Here is a 14,795-nt window from a genome sequence, read left to right as displayed (position 1 = left end):
GCTGGTGCTGGGCGGAGCGTCAGACCAGGTCGAACCGGTCGGCGTTCATGACCTTGACCCACGCCGCGGTGAAGTCACGGACGAACTTCTCCTTGGCGTCGTCGCTCGCATAGACCTCGGCGAGCGCACGGAGCTCCGAGTTGGACCCGAAGAGCAGGTCCACACGGCTGCCCGTCCAGGTGTGACCCGTCGCCGTCGTGCCGGTGAAGGTCTGCGCCGAGTCGTCGTTCGGCGTCCAGGTGGTGCCGAGCTCGAGCAGGTTGACGAAGAAGTCGTTCGTCAGCGTGCCCGGGGTGGCCGTAAGGACACCCAGCGACGAACCGTCGTAGTTCGCGCCGAGGGCGCGCATGCCACCGACGAGGACCGTCATCTCCGGCGCGCTGACGCCGAGGAGGTTGGCCTTGTCGACGAGGAGGTACTCGGCGGGCAGACGGGTGGCCTTGCCCACGTAGTTGCGGAATCCGTCGGCCTTCGGCTCCATGTAGGCGAAGGACTCCACATCGGTCTGCTCCTGCGACGCGTCGACGCGACCCGGCGCGAACGGCACCTCCAGGTCGTAGCCGGCCGCCTGCGCGGCCTGCTCGACGCCGACGTTGCCGGCGAGCACGATGACGTCGGCGAGCGAGACCTGCTTGCCGCCGGTCTGCGACGCGTTGAACGCCGCCTGGACACCCTCGAGCGCACGGAGCACGCCTGCGAGCTCGTCGGGGTTGTTGACCTCCCAGCCGGCCTGCGGCTGGAGGCGGATGCGCGCACCGTTGGCGCCACCGCGCTTGTCGCTGGACCGGAACGACGAGGCCGCGGCCCAGGCCGTGGTGACCAGCTGCGAGACCGTCAGGCCGGTGGCCTTGATCTGATCCTTGAGCGCGGCGACGTCAGCTGCGTCGATCGTCTCGTACGAGGCCTCGGGGAGCGGGTCCTGCCAGAGGAGCTGCTCGCTGGGGACCTCGGGGCCGAGGTAGCGCGCCAGCGGTCCCATGTCGCGGTGGGTGAGCTTGAACCACGCGCGGGCGAACGCGTCGGCGAACGCGGCCTGGTCGTCCTTGAAGCGACGCGAGATCTGCTCGTAGACGGGGTCGAAGCGCAGCGCGAGGTCGGACGTCAGCATCCGCGGCTCGCGGTGTTGCGAGGGATCGTGCGCGAGCGGGACCAGGTCCGAGCCGGCACCGTGCTTCGGACGCCACTGCTTCGCACCGGCGGGCGACTCCATGAGCTCCCAGTCGTACGCGAACAGGATGTGGAAGAACTCGTTGTCCCACCGGACCGGGTGGTAGGTCCAGGTGACCTCGAGGCCGGAGCTGATGACGTCGTCACCCTTGCCCGTCCCGTGGCCCTGCTTCCAACCGAAGCCCTGCCCCTCGAGCGGGGCAGCCTCGGGCTCGGGGCCGACGAGGTCGGCGGAGGCCGCACCGTGGGTCTTGCCGAACGTGTGGCCGCCGGCGATGAGCGCGACGGTCTCCTCGTCGTTCATCGCCATGCGGGCGAACGTCTCGCGGATGTCGCGGGCCGAGGCCAGCGGGTCCGGGTTGCCCTCGGGACCCTCGGGGTTGACGTAGATGAGACCCATCTGGACCGCCGCGAGGGGATCCTCGAGGTCACGGTCGCCGGTGTAGCGCTCGGCGCCGCCGGCGTCGCCGCCCAGCCACTCGGTCTCGGGGCCCCAGTAGACGTCCTCGTCCGGCTCCCACACGTCCTCGCGCCCACCGGCGAAGCCGAAGGTCTCGAAGCCCATGGTCTCCAGCGCGACGTTGCCGGCGAGGATCATCAGGTCGGCCCACGACAGGCTCTGGCCGTACTTCTTCTTGACCGGCCACAGCAGACGGCGGGCCTTGTCGAGGTTGACGTTGTCCGGCCAGCTGTTGAGCGGCGCGAAGCGCTGCTGGCCCGCACCGGCACCGCCGCGACCGTCGCTGACGCGGTAGGTGCCCGCGCTGTGCCACGCCATCCGGATGATGAACGGCCCGTAGTGGCCGAAGTCGGCCGGCCACCAGTCCTGCGACGTCGTCAGGACCTGAGAGATGTCCTGCTTCACGGCGTCGAGATCGAGCGCACCGAACGCCGCGGCGTAGTCGAAGTCCTCGCCGAGCGGGTTGGCGACCGCAGGGTTCTTGGCGAGGATCTTGAGGTTGAGCTGGTTGGGCCACCAGGCACGGTTGCCGCTGCCACCCTGCGTCGGGTGCGCGGTCTTGCCGTGCGCCACGGGGCATCCGCCCGCGGGCTGATCCTCGTTGACCTCGCCGATCACGGCGTCGTGGTTCTCGGACATGTGTTCCTTTCCAGGGCTTGCTGAACTACGGGGTACTGCTGGGGGTGAAGGCGGGAGGGACGAGACGGATCACACGTCCTGAGCAGTGGTTGCGCACGAGGCGCACGTGCCCCAGAAGACGACCTCGGCCTCGTCGATCACGAAGCCGCGGTCGTCGGAGGCGTGCAGGCAGGGAGCCTCGCCGACGGCGCAGTCCACGTCGGCGATCGCTCCGCACGAGCGGCAGACGACGTGGTGGTGGTTGTCTCCGACCCGCGCCTCGTACCGGGCGACCGAGCCGGAGGGCTGGATGCGCCGGACGAGGCCGTGATCGGCCAGCGTGCGGAGCGAGTCGTACACCGCCTGGTGCGACACCGTCGGCAGACGGCGGCGTACGGCGGCGATGATCGTCTCGGTGTCGGCGTGGGGCGCCTCGTGCACGGCGGTCAGCACCGCGACCCGGGGCCGAGTCACGCGCAGCGTCGCCGCGCGGATCAGCAGCTCGATCTCGGGTGCGGGGGGCATGGGCTCAGTGTGGCTGCTTTTCTTGAATGAGTCAAAAAAAGGGTCCCGCAGCACAGCACGGCGGGGCTGACCCTCCCTCGTGCTGCCATGGACGGACGTCAGCAACCGACATGACGAACGCGGAGGTTCACTCATGACGAGACGATGGATGCGCATCGGCGTAGCAGCGGCGGGCTCCGTCCTGGCCGTCGGCCTGATCCCAGGGACGGCGCACGCGGCGACGACCGACGTGAAGGACCCGCGCGGCGATGCCCCGCGAGTCGCCGACATCACCAAGCTCCGGGTCAAGAACGGCGAACACCGGGTCACGGGTGTGCTCACCGTGCCTCACCACAAGAAGCGGAAGTACGCCGGGATCGACCTCATGATCCGGACGAAGGACAGCGGCCGTTGGGCCTACATCGTCTCGATCGCCCCTGCCGGCAACGGCCAGGCCGCCAAGAAGGGGCTCTTCTATCAGCGCGGCGACGATCCGGCCACGTCCCGGCGGCTGCGGTGCACCGGCATCAAGACCGCGTGGAAGAGCAAGAAGATCACGATCTCGGTCCCCGTCCGCTGCCTGACGGAGACCAGTGCCCGTCGAGTGCGGGCGCGCGCCGGGATCATCACCCGGCTCGAGCCGGGACACGACTGGTACGACGACCTCACCCGCTTCAGCCGCTTCGTCCGACGCGGCTGACGACACGGGTTGGACAAGGAAAACGAACGAGGAGGTTCACTCATGACGAGACGATGGATGCGCATCGGCGCAGTAGCGGCAGGTTCCGTCCTGGCCGTCGGCATGGTGCCGACCGCAGCACAGGCGGCGACCACCGACGTGAAGGACCCGCGCGGCGATGCCCCGCGGGTCGCCGACATCACCAAGCTGCGGGTCAAGAACGGCGACCACCGCGTCAGCGGTGTGCTGACGATCCCGAACCGCAACAAGAAGAAGCTCGCGATCACCGAGCTCAACATCAAGACCCGTGACAGCGGCCGCTGGGCCTACATCGTCTCGGTCAAGCGCAACCGCCAGGGCGCGGTGACCGACAAGTCCCTCGGCTGGCAGCGCGGTGACGATCCGAGCAGTTACACACCGCTTCCCTGCAGCGGGATCAAGACGTCCTGGAACGGCAAGAAGACGACCATCTCGGTGCCCGTCCGCTGCCTGACCAAGACGACCCGCCCGCGCGTCAAGGTGCGTGCCGCGATCATCGCCCGCGTCGGCGAGGGTCACGACTGGTACGACGAGCGCACCCGCTACAGCCGCTACGTCAAGCGCGGCTGACCTCTCCTCCCCGATGTGTGCAGAACATCCAGGATCTCGGGCGTAAGACCTGGATGAACTGCACACATCGGGGACGGAACGGCCGGGCGGAAGACGGACGAGGAGGTTTCTCATGACGAGACGATGGATGCGGATCGGTGCGGTGATCGCAGGAACCGTGCTGGCCGTCGGCCTGGTGCCCGGTGCGGCTCAGGCGGCGACCAGCGACGTGAAGGACCGGCGTGGCGACGCTCCCAGAGCGGCCGACATCACGAAGCTGCGGGTCAAGAACGGCGCGACCAGGGTCACGGGCATCATCACGTTGCGCCGAGGCAACAAGAGGAAGATGAACGTGGCGGAGCTGAGGATCAAGACCCGCGACAGCGGCCGCTGGGCCTACCTCGTGAGCATCGTGCGCAACCGCCAGGGCAAGGTCACAGCGAGGCGCCTCGGATGGCGGCGCGGCAACGACCCGACCACGTACAGGTCGCTGCGCTGTGCCGGGATCACGACGGCGTGGAAGGGCAGGAGGACCTCCATCTCAGTCCCCGTCCGCTGCCTGTCGAGGACCAGCCGCACCCGCGTGAAGGTGAAGGCAGGAACGCTCGTCTACACCGGCTGGGACCACATCATCTTCGACGACCTCAGCCGCTACAGCCGCGACGTCAGGCGCGGTTGAGCGATCGCCTCAGGTCGGCGACCGCCTCCTCGATCTCGGGGGTGAGGGGGTGGTCGCCAAGCTCGTCCAGGGTGCGGGCCGCAGCCTCGGGGTCGTCGGCGCGGACCCAGAGCTCGGCGAGGTAGGCCAGCGCCTGCACCCGGTCCTCGATGGGACTCGCCTCGTCCTCACGACGGATCGCGCCGGCGAGCAAGGTCGCCGCCTCCGCCGGGTCACCGTTCGAGTCGGCGAGCACCACCGCGTACGCGTACGCCGTCGCGAGCCGGCTCTCCTCCATGACGGGCTCCGCGATGCCGCGCGTGAAGCGGACCGCGTTGCCGCCCGGGTCGATCAGGCTGAATCCCGAGAGGCCGCGGGCGTTCTCGCGCAGGCGCGGTCGCGTGATCCGGGGGACACCGGACATCGGGAGCGTGTCGTAGCGCTCAAGCAACCCGGCCGCGATCGCCTCGAACCACGGCTCGGTGTCGTCGACCAGGACGACGCACGTCCCGTACGAGCCGTCGGGATCGAACCCCTCCACGCCGAAGTAGTGGAGCTCCAGGCCGTCGCGCTCGACGGCGACGTACGGGTTGGGGCTGGACTGGCGAAAGGTCGTGGTGAACCCGAGGGCTTCGTAGAAGTCGGTGATGTCGTCGGTCGAAGGGCAGGGCAGCAGCGGGATCGCGCGGACAGACATACCAGCAGCGTAGAACCCCGGCCCGTCTGGCCGCTCAGCCGGCCGTCAGCGCACGCACCACCGCGGACGGGGACGGGCGCCCCAGCTGCTCTGCCATCCAGGCACTCGTCTGCGCCAGCGCGGACAGGTCGACCCCGTGCGCCACACCGAGCCCGTCGAGCATCCAGACCAGATCCTCGGTGGCGAGGTTGCCGGTCGCAGACTTCGCGTATGGACACCCGCCGAGCCCACCGGCGGAGGCGTCGAAGGTCGTGACGCCGCGGCGGAGTGCCGCGGACGTGTTGGCGAGCGCCTGCCCGTAGGTGTCGTGGAAGTGCAGGGCGATCCGGTCGAGTCCGACGCCCGCCTCCGCGAACGCGTCGAGCAGCACCTCGACGTGGTGTGCGGTGCCGACGCCGATGGTGTCGCCGAGCGACAGCTCGTACACGCCCATGTCGAGCAGCCGCCGACCGGCGGCGACGACGCGGTCGACCGCGACCTCGCCCTCCCACGGGTCGCCGAAGCACATCGAGAGGTACGCCCGCACCTTCACGCCGGCGTCGAGGGCACGCCGCACCACCGGCTCGAACATCGCGAACTGGGACTCGTACGTGCTGTTGAGGTTCTTCGCGGCGAACGTCTCCGTGGCGCTGGCGAAGACCGCGACGTGGGTGACGCCGGACTCGAGCGCGCGGTCGAGGCCGCGCTCGTTGGGGACGAGGACGGGGTACGGCACGGGGCCGTGCAGGTCGAGCCGCGCGACCAGGTCGGCGGCGTCAGCGAGCTGCGGGACCCATCGCGGGCGGACGAAGCTCGTCGCCTCGACGACCGGGAGTCCGGCGGCGGTCAGCCGCTCGACGAACGCGAGCTTGGTGTCGAGAGGGATCACGCCCGACTCGTTCTGCAGACCGTCGCGAGCACCGACCTCGTAGATCGTCACCCTCTCGGGCAGTGCCGGATCGCGGTGGACGGAGGGGAGACTCACGCCTGGTCCTCCACCCTGAACAGCAGCGCACCGAGCGCGACCTGGTCACCGGACGCGACCCCGACCCGGGTCACCACACCCGCGTACGGAGCCTTCAGCGCGATCTCCATCTTCATCGCCTCCACGACGCCGAGGACCTGGCCTTCGTCCACCGTCTCACCCTCGGCCGCCGAGACGGAGAGGACCGTGCCCGGCATCGGGGACACGATGTCGGCGTCGCCGGTCGCAGCGCCTGCGCGGTCACGCGCCGGGTCCGGGTGACGGAACGTCCAGGACTGGCCCTGGTGGGCGACGGTCACGCTGCGGGGATCGACGACCGACGGCGCGTCGACGGCCGTGACTGCTTCGTACGACCCGGGCGTCAGGCTGACCTCCACCGGGTTGGCGTCGGCGTCGACCAGCGACACCAGGACCGGAGCCGGGCTCGCCGCGGAGCGCCACCCGTCGGCGGCGCCGAACGGGTCGTCGGCCGGAGACACGTTCGCCCGGGCCCACGCGCGTGTCGCGGACTCACACGCCTGCGGCGGGACGTCGGGACGTGTCGTCAGGTCTGCCGCCTCGACCGAGTCGAGCCACGACGTGTGGACCGCCGCGGACCCGAAGGCATCGGACGCCACCAGCCGTCGAAGGAAGCCGGTGTTGGTGGTGACGCCCAGCACGGCCGTCCGGTCGAGCGCATCGACGAGCGCGGCGCGAGCGGTCTCGCGGTCCGGTCCGTGCGCGATCACCTTGCCCAGCATCGGGTCGTACGCGGTGGTGACCTCGGCGCCCGACTCGAGCGCCGCGTCGACGCGCACGTGCTCGGGCCAGACGACGCGGTCGGCACGGCCCGCCTGCGGGAGGAAGCCCGCGTAGGCGTCCTCGGCGTAGACCCGCGCCTCGATCGCGTGCCCGGTCGCGGCTACGTCGGCCTGGGCGATGCCGAGGGGGAGACCCTGCGCGACCCGCAGCTGGAGATCGACGAGGTCGAGCCGGGTGATCGCCTCGGTCACCGGGTGCTCGACCTGGAGGCGCGTGTTCATCTCGAGGAAGGCGATCCGCTCCGCGTCGCCCTGGCCGTGCACGAGGAACTCGACCGTGCCGGCGTTCACGTAGCCGACCTCCTGCGACAGCGCGACCGCGGCCTCCGTCAGCCGGGCGCGCGTGGCGTCGGAGATCGTCGGGGCCGGGGCCTCCTCGAGCACCTTCTGGTGGCGGCGCTGGGCCGAGCAGTCGCGCTCGAAGAGGTGGAGGACGGTGCCGTGCTCGTCGCCGATCACCTGCACCTCGACGTGGCGGCCACGCTCGACGTACTCCTCGACGATGAGCGTGTCGTCGCCGAAGGCCGACGCGGCCTCACGGCGGGCGGCCGCGATCGCCTCGGCGAGGTCGGCGGGGTCCCGCACGACACGCATGCCCTTGCCGCCTCCACCGGCCGCGGCCTTGACCAGGACGGGATAGGCGTCGGCGGGGACCACCGCCGGGTCATAGCGCTGGGTCACGGGCACACCTGCCCGCTCGGCCACGTCACGCGCCCGGTCCTTGCGCCCCATCAGGTCGATGACCTCGGCGCTCGGTCCGATCCACACCAGGCCGGCGTCGGTGACCGACCGAGCCGCGTCGGCCCGCTCGGACAGGAACCCGTAGCCAGGGTGCACGGCCTGCGCACCACTGCGTCGAGCGGCGTCCAGGATCGCGTCGACGGAGAGGTAGGAGTCGACCCGCTCGACATGGTCGGCGAGGCGGACGTGGGGCGCCAGGGCATCGGCGTCGGAGTGGACGGCGACCGCCCGCAGCCCGGCCGCCTGGAGGGCGCGGACGACGCGGACGGCGATCTCGCCGCGGTTGGCGACGAGCACGCTGGTGAATCGTGGGGTCATGGCACTCACATCCGGAAGACGCCGTAGTGGGGTTCGGGGATCGGCGCGTTGGACGACGCCTGGAGCGCCATGCCGAGGACGCGCCGGGTGTCGGCGGGGTCGATGATGCCGTCGTCCCAGAGCCGTGCGGTCGAGTAGTACGCAGAGCCCTGCGCCTCGTACTGGGCGCGGATCGGGGCCTTGAAGGCCTCCTCGTCGTCGGCCGACCACTCCTCGCCACGCGCCTCCACGCCGTCTCGCCGGACGGTCGCCAGCACCGAGGCGGCCTGCTCGCCGCCCATCACGGAGATCTTGGCGTTGGGCCACATCCAGAGGAAGCGAGGGTCGTACGCGCGTCCCGACATGCCGTAGTTGCCGGCGCCGTACGACCCGCCGATGACGACGGTGAACCGCGGAACGACCGAGGACGCGACGGCGGTCACGAGCTTGGCGCCGTCCTTGGCGATGCCGCCGTTCTCGTACTCGCGGCCGACCATGAAGCCGGTGATGTTCTGGAGGAACACCAACGGGACGCCGCGCTGGTTGGCGAGCTCGATGAAGTGCGCGCCCTTGAGGGACGACTCGGAGAACAAGATGCCGTTGTTGGCGACGATGGCGACCGGGTAGCCCCAGATGCGGGCGAACGCGCAGACCAGCGTCTCGCCGTACAGCGGCTTGAACTCGTGGAACGTCGAGCCGTCGACGAGGCGACGGATCACCTCGCGCACGTCGTACGGGGTGCGCGAGTCGGTCGGCACCACGTCGTACAGGGTCTCGGGGTCCTCGAGGGGCTCGACGACCTCCGTGCGCTCGAGGCTGGGAGGTGTCCGGCGCTCGAACGTCGCGACGATGCTGCGGACGATCGCCAAGGCGTGCGCGTCGTCGTCGGCGAGGTGGTCGACGACACCGGAGCGCCGGGCGTGGACCTCGCCGCCGCCCAGCTCCTCGGCAGTGACGACCTCTCCGGTCGCGGCCTTCACCAGCGGCGGGCCTCCCAGGAAGATCGTGCCCTGGTCCTTGACGATGACGGTCTCGTCGCTCATCGCCGGGACGTACGCGCCTCCCGCAGTGCACGAGCCCATCACCGCGGCGACCTGCGGGATGCCCTGCGCCGACATCTGCGCCTGGTTGTAGAAGATGCGCCCGAAGTGCTCCCGGTCCGGGAAGACCTCGTCCTGCATCGGCAGGAACGCGCCACCGGAGTCCACGAGATAGAGGCAGGGGAGCCGGTTCTCGGCAGCCACGGTCTGGGCGCGGAGGTGCTTCTTGACCGTGAGCGGGTAGTAGGTGCCGCCCTTGACGGTGGCGTCGTTGGCGACGATCACACACTCGCGGCCCGACACCCGGCCGATGCCGGCGACCACACCTGCGCTGGGCACCGCGTGCGCGTCCCCGTCGGCGCCGTACATCCCGTACGCGGCCAGCGGCGCGATCTCGAGGAACGGCGAGCCGGGGTCGAGGAGGCGGTCGACGCGGTCGCGGACGAAGAGCTTGCCGCGCTTCTCGTGCTTGTCGCGGGCGCGCTCCGATCCGCCGGTGCGCACGACGGCGAGGCGTTCGCGCAGCTCGGCGACGAGGTCGCGCATGCCGGTGGGGTGCATGCCGTCGATGTTAACGGTTGTTAACCTGAGAAACCACCGCCCCCGTGGGACTACGCACCCGCCTCGCCGGTCCGTACGCCTCAGCCGTCAGTGCGCGTCGAACTGCACGGACACCCAGTGGTCGGACGACGGCCAGGCCGGGACGACGAGGGTGTGCGGACGTGTCGTCCCGCGCGGCACCGCCCGCAGCCGGATCCCGGCGTGCCGGCGGGGCGCCCGGAGGTACTGGTCGACGCCGGTGATGAACGGGACCGACGCGAACTCGGCGATGGGCTGACCCAGGACGCTCACCTCGTCGGCGTGCTGGTCGCCCACCGCGATGCCGATCGCGCGCTTGGCTCGAGGAGCGATCCCGTCGAGAACCGAGACGCCGTCGATCGTCAGGGTGTCGTTGCGGCCGTCCTGGTCGCTCCACCACTCCTTGTTGCGGCTGATCGTGAGGTTGGCGTGCCGCGGCGACGCGGTCATCACGCTGCGCACGACCCCGCCGGGCTGGTCGGTCATCAGGCGGACGAACCGGTCGGAGCGCGTGAACGGCTCGGTGTAGAAGTGGTGCGTGATCTCGCCGCGGGTGAGCACGAACTCGTACCGGGCGTGCCGCGAGGCGCGGAACGGGCCGAACGCTCCGTCGGTCACGTCGAAGGTGGCGACCGGTCGTCCGAGGCGTGCCCCAGTGAGCCGACCGACGCGATAGACCCGCAGCGTGCCGTCGACCACCGGCAGGTTGCTCACGAAGAAGTTCACCCGCCCGGATACCGTCGGACGCCCACGCTCCGCACGGACCTCGGTCGTGGCGGGCCGGCGCCCGTTGAAGAAGCGGAACATCTCGCGGAAGCTCTTTTCCGAGGTGACCGCCTCGGTGTGCCCCTGCTCGCCGAGGTCGACGTTGGTGGCACCGACGACCGTGCGGGTGACGCCTGGATAGCGCCACGGCTCCGCCCACAGCGCCAGGGTCGGGACGCCGCCGGGGAGCGCCGTCGCCGTCAGACCGTCGATGTTGACGTAGTGGGCGACACGGCCGGCGCGCGCCGGGGAGCTGTTCAAGTACTGCTGGGAGACATACGTGCCGAGGGAGTGGCCGACGAGGTCGACCTTGTCGGCTCCTGTACGTCGGAGCACCGCCGCGACCGCGGCGTCGATCCGCTCGTGCACCTGAGCGAGCGTGTTGGTCTGGAACTGCGTGTCGTACTCGACCGCCTCGATGTCCTCCGCGCGGTAGCCGTTGCTCGCGAACCGCAGCGCGGGTGTCTGGAACTGGCTCGCCGAGCCCGCCGAGCCGTGCACGAACACGATGGGTCGCGGCTTGACGTGTCCCGGACCCGTCCCGCTCGCCGGAGCAGGCGCTGCCAGGGCGAACGAGGCGAGAACGAGCGAGAGAGTGGCGACGATCGAGCCGAGCACACGCTTCACGGGACCTCCTGGGCCGAGATGTGATCTCCGACACTAAGCAGGCGCTTAGCGGGGGTCAACAGCAGGACGTGAGACCGCGTCTCAGGCGCGCAACAGGGTCTTGCCGATCGCGCTGCGGTCCTCCAGCCCACGGTGGGCGTCGGCGGCCCGTTCCAACGGATAGCGCTGCTTGATGACCGGCGCCCACTCGCCAGCGCGTCGCCGCTGCACCGCCTCTGCCGTCAGGCGCCGGATGCCGTCCGGTGCGAGCTGTGCCCCCGTGATGCCCTGCACCTCCAGGCGACGCCTGCGCACCTCCTCCGGGTCCGGTTCGAGGAAGCCTCCGGCCGCGCCGTACGCAACGAGCCTGCCCCCGTCGCCGAGCACCGCGAACGCCTCCTGCCCGGGCGTGCCGCCGGCGCCGTCGAGCAGCACGGTCGGAGCCAACCCTCCGAGCGCGGCTACTGCCTTGTCGGTCCAGCCGGGCACGCTGTAGTCGACCGCCTCGGCACCGAGCTCGCGCACGAGCGCCAGCTTGCGCTCGCCGCGGGCGGCCCCGACCACGGCCGCACCCCGAGCGAGGAGCAGCTGCACGATCAGCGCCCCCGCGCCTCCGGTCGCGGCGTTGACGATCACCCGGTCGCCCCGCTCGACACGCGTCACCTCGACGAGGCGCAGCGCCGTCACCCCGTCACGCGAGAGCGCGGCGGCATCCTCGTCGGCGACGTCGTCGGGGAGGGCGTACGCGGTCTCGACCGGAACGGCGACCCGCTCGGCGTACCCGCCCTGCGTCCCCGATCGCGCCACCACCCGCCGCCCGATCCAGGAGCCGTCGACGCCGGGTCCCACGCTGCGCACCGTGCCGGCGACCGCGCCGCCCGCGACGTACGGCAGAGACATCCCCCACTCCACGGCCCCGCCCTGACGGAGCATCGTGTCGAGGTAGATCACGTCGGCGACGGAGACGTCGACCAGGAGCTGGTCCGGCTCTGGTTCGGGATCGGGGAGCTCCTCGACCTCCAGCACGTCCGGTCCGCCGTACTCCCGCACCACCACTGCACGCATCGGGTCCTCCTCGTCGGTCGACTGGAATCCCGAGTGTTCATGCTCAAGTCGACATGAGGTCAAGAGCCAACCGCGCTGGCTTCGCCGCTAGAGCCAACCGCGCTGCTTCGCCGCGACCCCGAGCTGGAGCCGCGTCTCCACCTCAGCCCGCTCCATCAGCCGACTCATGCGGCGCTGCACCGTCCGGGCCGAGAGGCTGAGCTGGTTCGCCACCTTGTGGTCGGTGAGGCCGGCGTTGAGGAGGCGGAGGATCCGTGCGTCGGTGTCGTCGAGCCCGGCGGCCCTCGCGTCACCGGACTGGCTCTCGAGCAGCGGCGAAGCGCCGGCCCACATCCCTTCGAACAAAGCGATCAGGCTGTCGAGAAGTCCGCTCCGGTGCACGATCAGCGCTCCGCCGGACAGGTCGTCCGGCGAGGCCATCACCGGCACCATCGCGATCTCGGAGTCGACCACCAGCAGCCGCGACGGGAGCGCAGACGCGAGCCGGACGTCCATGCCCTCGCCGTCGTGGAAGTCCGAGAGCGAGTTGGGACGGTCGAGGACCGCACGCTCGGCGAGGATCCGGAACCGTACGCCGCGCTCGACGGCGCGCCGCTCCTCGACGAAGCCGTACTCCGACGACGTCAGCTTCGTCGTACGCACCGACAGGCGGACTTCTCGCCGTGCGGCGCGGACGAGCTGCTTCACGCGCTGCAACCCCGCGTCCCGGCCCGGCACCAGGTCGACCAGGTCGGAGGCGGTGCGATCGTCGGCGGCCTTTCGATAGAGGTCGTTGAGGCGCTCGAGCTCGATCTCGGCACGGCGCAGCCACCGCTGGCGCTCGACGATCAACGAGCCGAGGGCGACCGTCGGCGGAGACGCGGTGAAGTGCTCCTCGCTGCCGTCCACGTGACGGCCGACCAGCCCGCGCTGCTCGAGGGACGAGAGGTAGGCGCTCACGTCGGCGACCGGCATCCCCACCACGTCGCCGAGGTCGCCCGGAGTCGCGCTCGCGACCTCCACCAGCGTGCGATAGAGGTCGTACTCGTCGGGGCTCAGCCCTAGGACTTCCAGCACGCGACCTCCCTCACTGCGGTTCGATGCGTGATCGTCCCACGTGATCTTGCCGATATCCGGCGGATTTGTGGGAAAACTGGTGCCGGTTCACACGATCTCGACCTTGCGAGCCCTCGTTCGGAACGAGATCCGTGTCGTTTTCATGCCACGGCTTGATTATGCCATTCCCATGCCGGTGAATTCGTGGCAGATTTCTTCCTGTAGCACCCCGACTCCTCCGCGCGGCCCCCGTGACGCGGAGGGGACATGTTCGTGAGCGGACCCGAGACCGCTCACGGACAACGGCGGCCGGCGGATCTCCGCCGGCCGCTTTCTTTTCCCCTGCGAACCGGTGGAGACCTAGCATGACGGCGTGGTCACCACGCGCCAGGAGCAAATCCTCACCACCGCCGCCACCCTCTTCGCCGAGCGGGGCTTCCATGGCGTCTCCGTGCACGACATCGGCGCGGCCTGCGGGATCTCCGGCCCCGCCCTCTACCGCCACTTCGCCGGCAAGGACGCGGTCCTCTCCGAGATGCTCGTCGGGATCAGCCGGACGCTTCGCAGCGGCGGCCGCACCCGTGTCGCGGAAGCGAGCGACCCCAAGGACGCGCTCGACGCGCTGGTGGCCTTCCACATCGACTTCGCACTCACCAACCCTGCGCTGATCGTCGTGCAGGAGCGCGAGTGGACCAACCTCGACGACGCCAGCAGGGCAGAGGTGCGCGCGCTCCAGCTCGACTACGTCGACACCTGGGTCGAGGTGCTCCGGACGCTGCGACCCGAGCTCGACCAGCGGACAGCGCGCGCCGCCGTGCAGGCGACGTTCGGCCTGCTCAACTCGACGCCGCACAGCGCCCGGATCTCGGCGGACGCGATGGCGGAGCTGCTGACCCAGATGGCCCGCCGCGCCCTCCTCGGCTGAGGCCGTACCCGACCCTCGCCCGGGCGCGGCACCACCCGTGGCACGATCGGCACCATGACCGACGCACCCCTGCTCCGCACCATCGCCGGCACCAGCCCCAGCCTCGATCCCACCTCGTACGTCGCGCCCACCGCGGTCCTGACCGGCAGCGTGACGCTCGGCCCGCAGGCCAGCGTCTGGTACGGCGCCGTGCTGCGGGGCGACAACGCGCCGATCACGATCGGCGAGCGCAGCAACGTCCAGGACGGGTGCGTCTTCCACGTCGACACGGACAAGCCTGTCACCCTCGGCGCCGGCGTCTCGGTCGGGCACCGCGCCGTGCTGCACGGCTGCACGGTGGAGGACGACTCGCTGATCGGGATGGGTGCCGTGGTGCTCAACGGGGCACGGATCGGGGCGGGCTCCATGGTCGCCGCCGGCGCCGTCGTCCTCCAGGACACCGACGTCCCGCCGGGGTCGCTCGTCGCCGGGGTCCCCGGCAAGGTGCGCCGCCCGCTGAGCGACGAGGAGCGCGAAGGCCTCAAGGTCAACGCCAGCAACTACCTCGCACTGACCGAGCTCCACCGCGACGCGGGCCCGTCCCCGTTGTGAAGGGTTGCGGTCGGTT

The 14,795-nt window shown here is 70.5% G+C and carries 14 protein-coding genes; 5 read left to right on the top strand and 9 right to left on the bottom strand.

The window, feature by feature from the left end; translation table 11 throughout:
- Positions 1–19: 19 nt before the first annotated feature.
- Positions 20–2,266, bottom strand: coding sequence for a catalase/peroxidase HPI (gene katG / locus KV100_RS10135; protein WP_220342873.1), 2,247 nt, complete (start codon positions 2,264–2,266; stop codon positions 20–22).
- A gap of 69 nt (positions 2,267–2,335) precedes the next feature.
- Entirely contained in the window at positions 2,336–2,770 is a 435-nt protein-coding gene (locus tag KV100_RS10130) for a Fur family transcriptional regulator (protein ID WP_220342871.1), read from the bottom strand.
- A gap of 133 nt (positions 2,771–2,903) precedes the next feature.
- Between KV100_RS10130 and KV100_RS10125 the strand changes: the two genes are divergently transcribed.
- From KV100_RS10125 to KV100_RS10115, 3 genes are all read left to right on the top strand, one after another.
- Positions 2,904–3,449 (top strand): hypothetical protein, encoded by a 546-nt coding sequence (locus tag KV100_RS10125; protein WP_220342869.1) that lies wholly within the window; start codon positions 2,904–2,906, stop codon positions 3,447–3,449.
- A gap of 42 nt (positions 3,450–3,491) precedes the next feature.
- Positions 3,492–4,037: a hypothetical protein gene (locus KV100_RS10120; protein ID WP_220342868.1), complete on the top strand. Its 546-nt coding sequence runs from the start codon at positions 3,492–3,494 to the stop codon at positions 4,035–4,037.
- A gap of 112 nt (positions 4,038–4,149) precedes the next feature.
- Entirely contained in the window at positions 4,150–4,695 is a 546-nt protein-coding gene (locus tag KV100_RS10115) for a hypothetical protein (RefSeq protein WP_220342866.1), read from the top strand.
- Here KV100_RS10115 and KV100_RS10110 read toward each other — a convergent pair.
- From KV100_RS10110 to KV100_RS10080, 7 genes are all read right to left on the bottom strand, one after another.
- Positions 4,682–5,371: a VOC family protein gene (locus KV100_RS10110; protein ID WP_220342865.1), complete on the bottom strand. Its 690-nt coding sequence runs from the start codon at positions 5,369–5,371 to the stop codon at positions 4,682–4,684. The genes KV100_RS10115 and KV100_RS10110 overlap by 14 nt on opposite strands.
- Positions 5,372–5,405: 34 nt before the next feature.
- Positions 5,406–6,335 (bottom strand): hydroxymethylglutaryl-CoA lyase, encoded by a 930-nt coding sequence (locus KV100_RS10105; RefSeq protein ID WP_220342863.1) that lies wholly within the window; start codon positions 6,333–6,335, stop codon positions 5,406–5,408.
- Complete coding sequence (locus KV100_RS10100) at positions 6,332–8,194, bottom strand: biotin carboxylase N-terminal domain-containing protein (protein WP_220342862.1); 1,863 nt, start codon at positions 8,192–8,194, stop codon at positions 6,332–6,334. The genes KV100_RS10105 and KV100_RS10100 overlap by 4 nt, the downstream gene beginning before the upstream one ends.
- A 5-nt stretch (positions 8,195–8,199) precedes the next feature.
- Complete coding sequence (locus KV100_RS10095) at positions 8,200–9,774, bottom strand: carboxyl transferase domain-containing protein (protein ID WP_255566113.1); 1,575 nt, start codon at positions 9,772–9,774, stop codon at positions 8,200–8,202.
- 87 nt (positions 9,775–9,861) lie between these two features.
- Positions 9,862–11,184 (bottom strand): alpha/beta fold hydrolase, encoded by a 1,323-nt coding sequence (locus KV100_RS10090; protein ID WP_220342861.1) that lies wholly within the window; start codon positions 11,182–11,184, stop codon positions 9,862–9,864.
- An 81-nt stretch (positions 11,185–11,265) separates the two neighbouring features.
- Positions 11,266–12,228 (bottom strand): zinc-binding dehydrogenase, encoded by a 963-nt coding sequence (locus KV100_RS10085; RefSeq protein ID WP_220342860.1) that lies wholly within the window; start codon positions 12,226–12,228, stop codon positions 11,266–11,268.
- Between the two features lie 87 nt (positions 12,229–12,315).
- On the bottom strand, positions 12,316–13,284 hold the full coding sequence (locus KV100_RS10080) for a LuxR family transcriptional regulator (RefSeq protein WP_220342859.1): 969 nt from the start codon (positions 13,282–13,284) through the stop codon (positions 12,316–12,318).
- Positions 13,285–13,636: 352 nt separating this feature from the next.
- On the opposite strand from KV100_RS10080, the gene KV100_RS10075 reads away from it, so the two are divergent.
- Positions 13,637–14,188: a TetR/AcrR family transcriptional regulator gene (locus KV100_RS10075; RefSeq protein ID WP_220342858.1), complete on the top strand. Its 552-nt coding sequence runs from the start codon at positions 13,637–13,639 to the stop codon at positions 14,186–14,188.
- Positions 14,189–14,242: 54 nt separating this feature from the next.
- The gene (locus KV100_RS10070; protein WP_220342857.1) at positions 14,243–14,779 is read left to right on the top strand and encodes a gamma carbonic anhydrase family protein; all 537 of its coding nucleotides are present in this window, start codon (positions 14,243–14,245) and stop codon (positions 14,777–14,779) included.
- Positions 14,780–14,795 lie beyond the last annotated feature (16 nt).

Source organism: Mumia sp. zg.B21 (genome assembly GCF_019550855.1).
Classification (GTDB): Bacteria; Actinomycetota; Actinomycetes; order Propionibacteriales; family Nocardioidaceae; genus Mumia.
The sequence above is the reverse complement of the archived record's forward strand: the minus strand, read 5'-3'. Positions and strand labels throughout refer to the sequence as shown.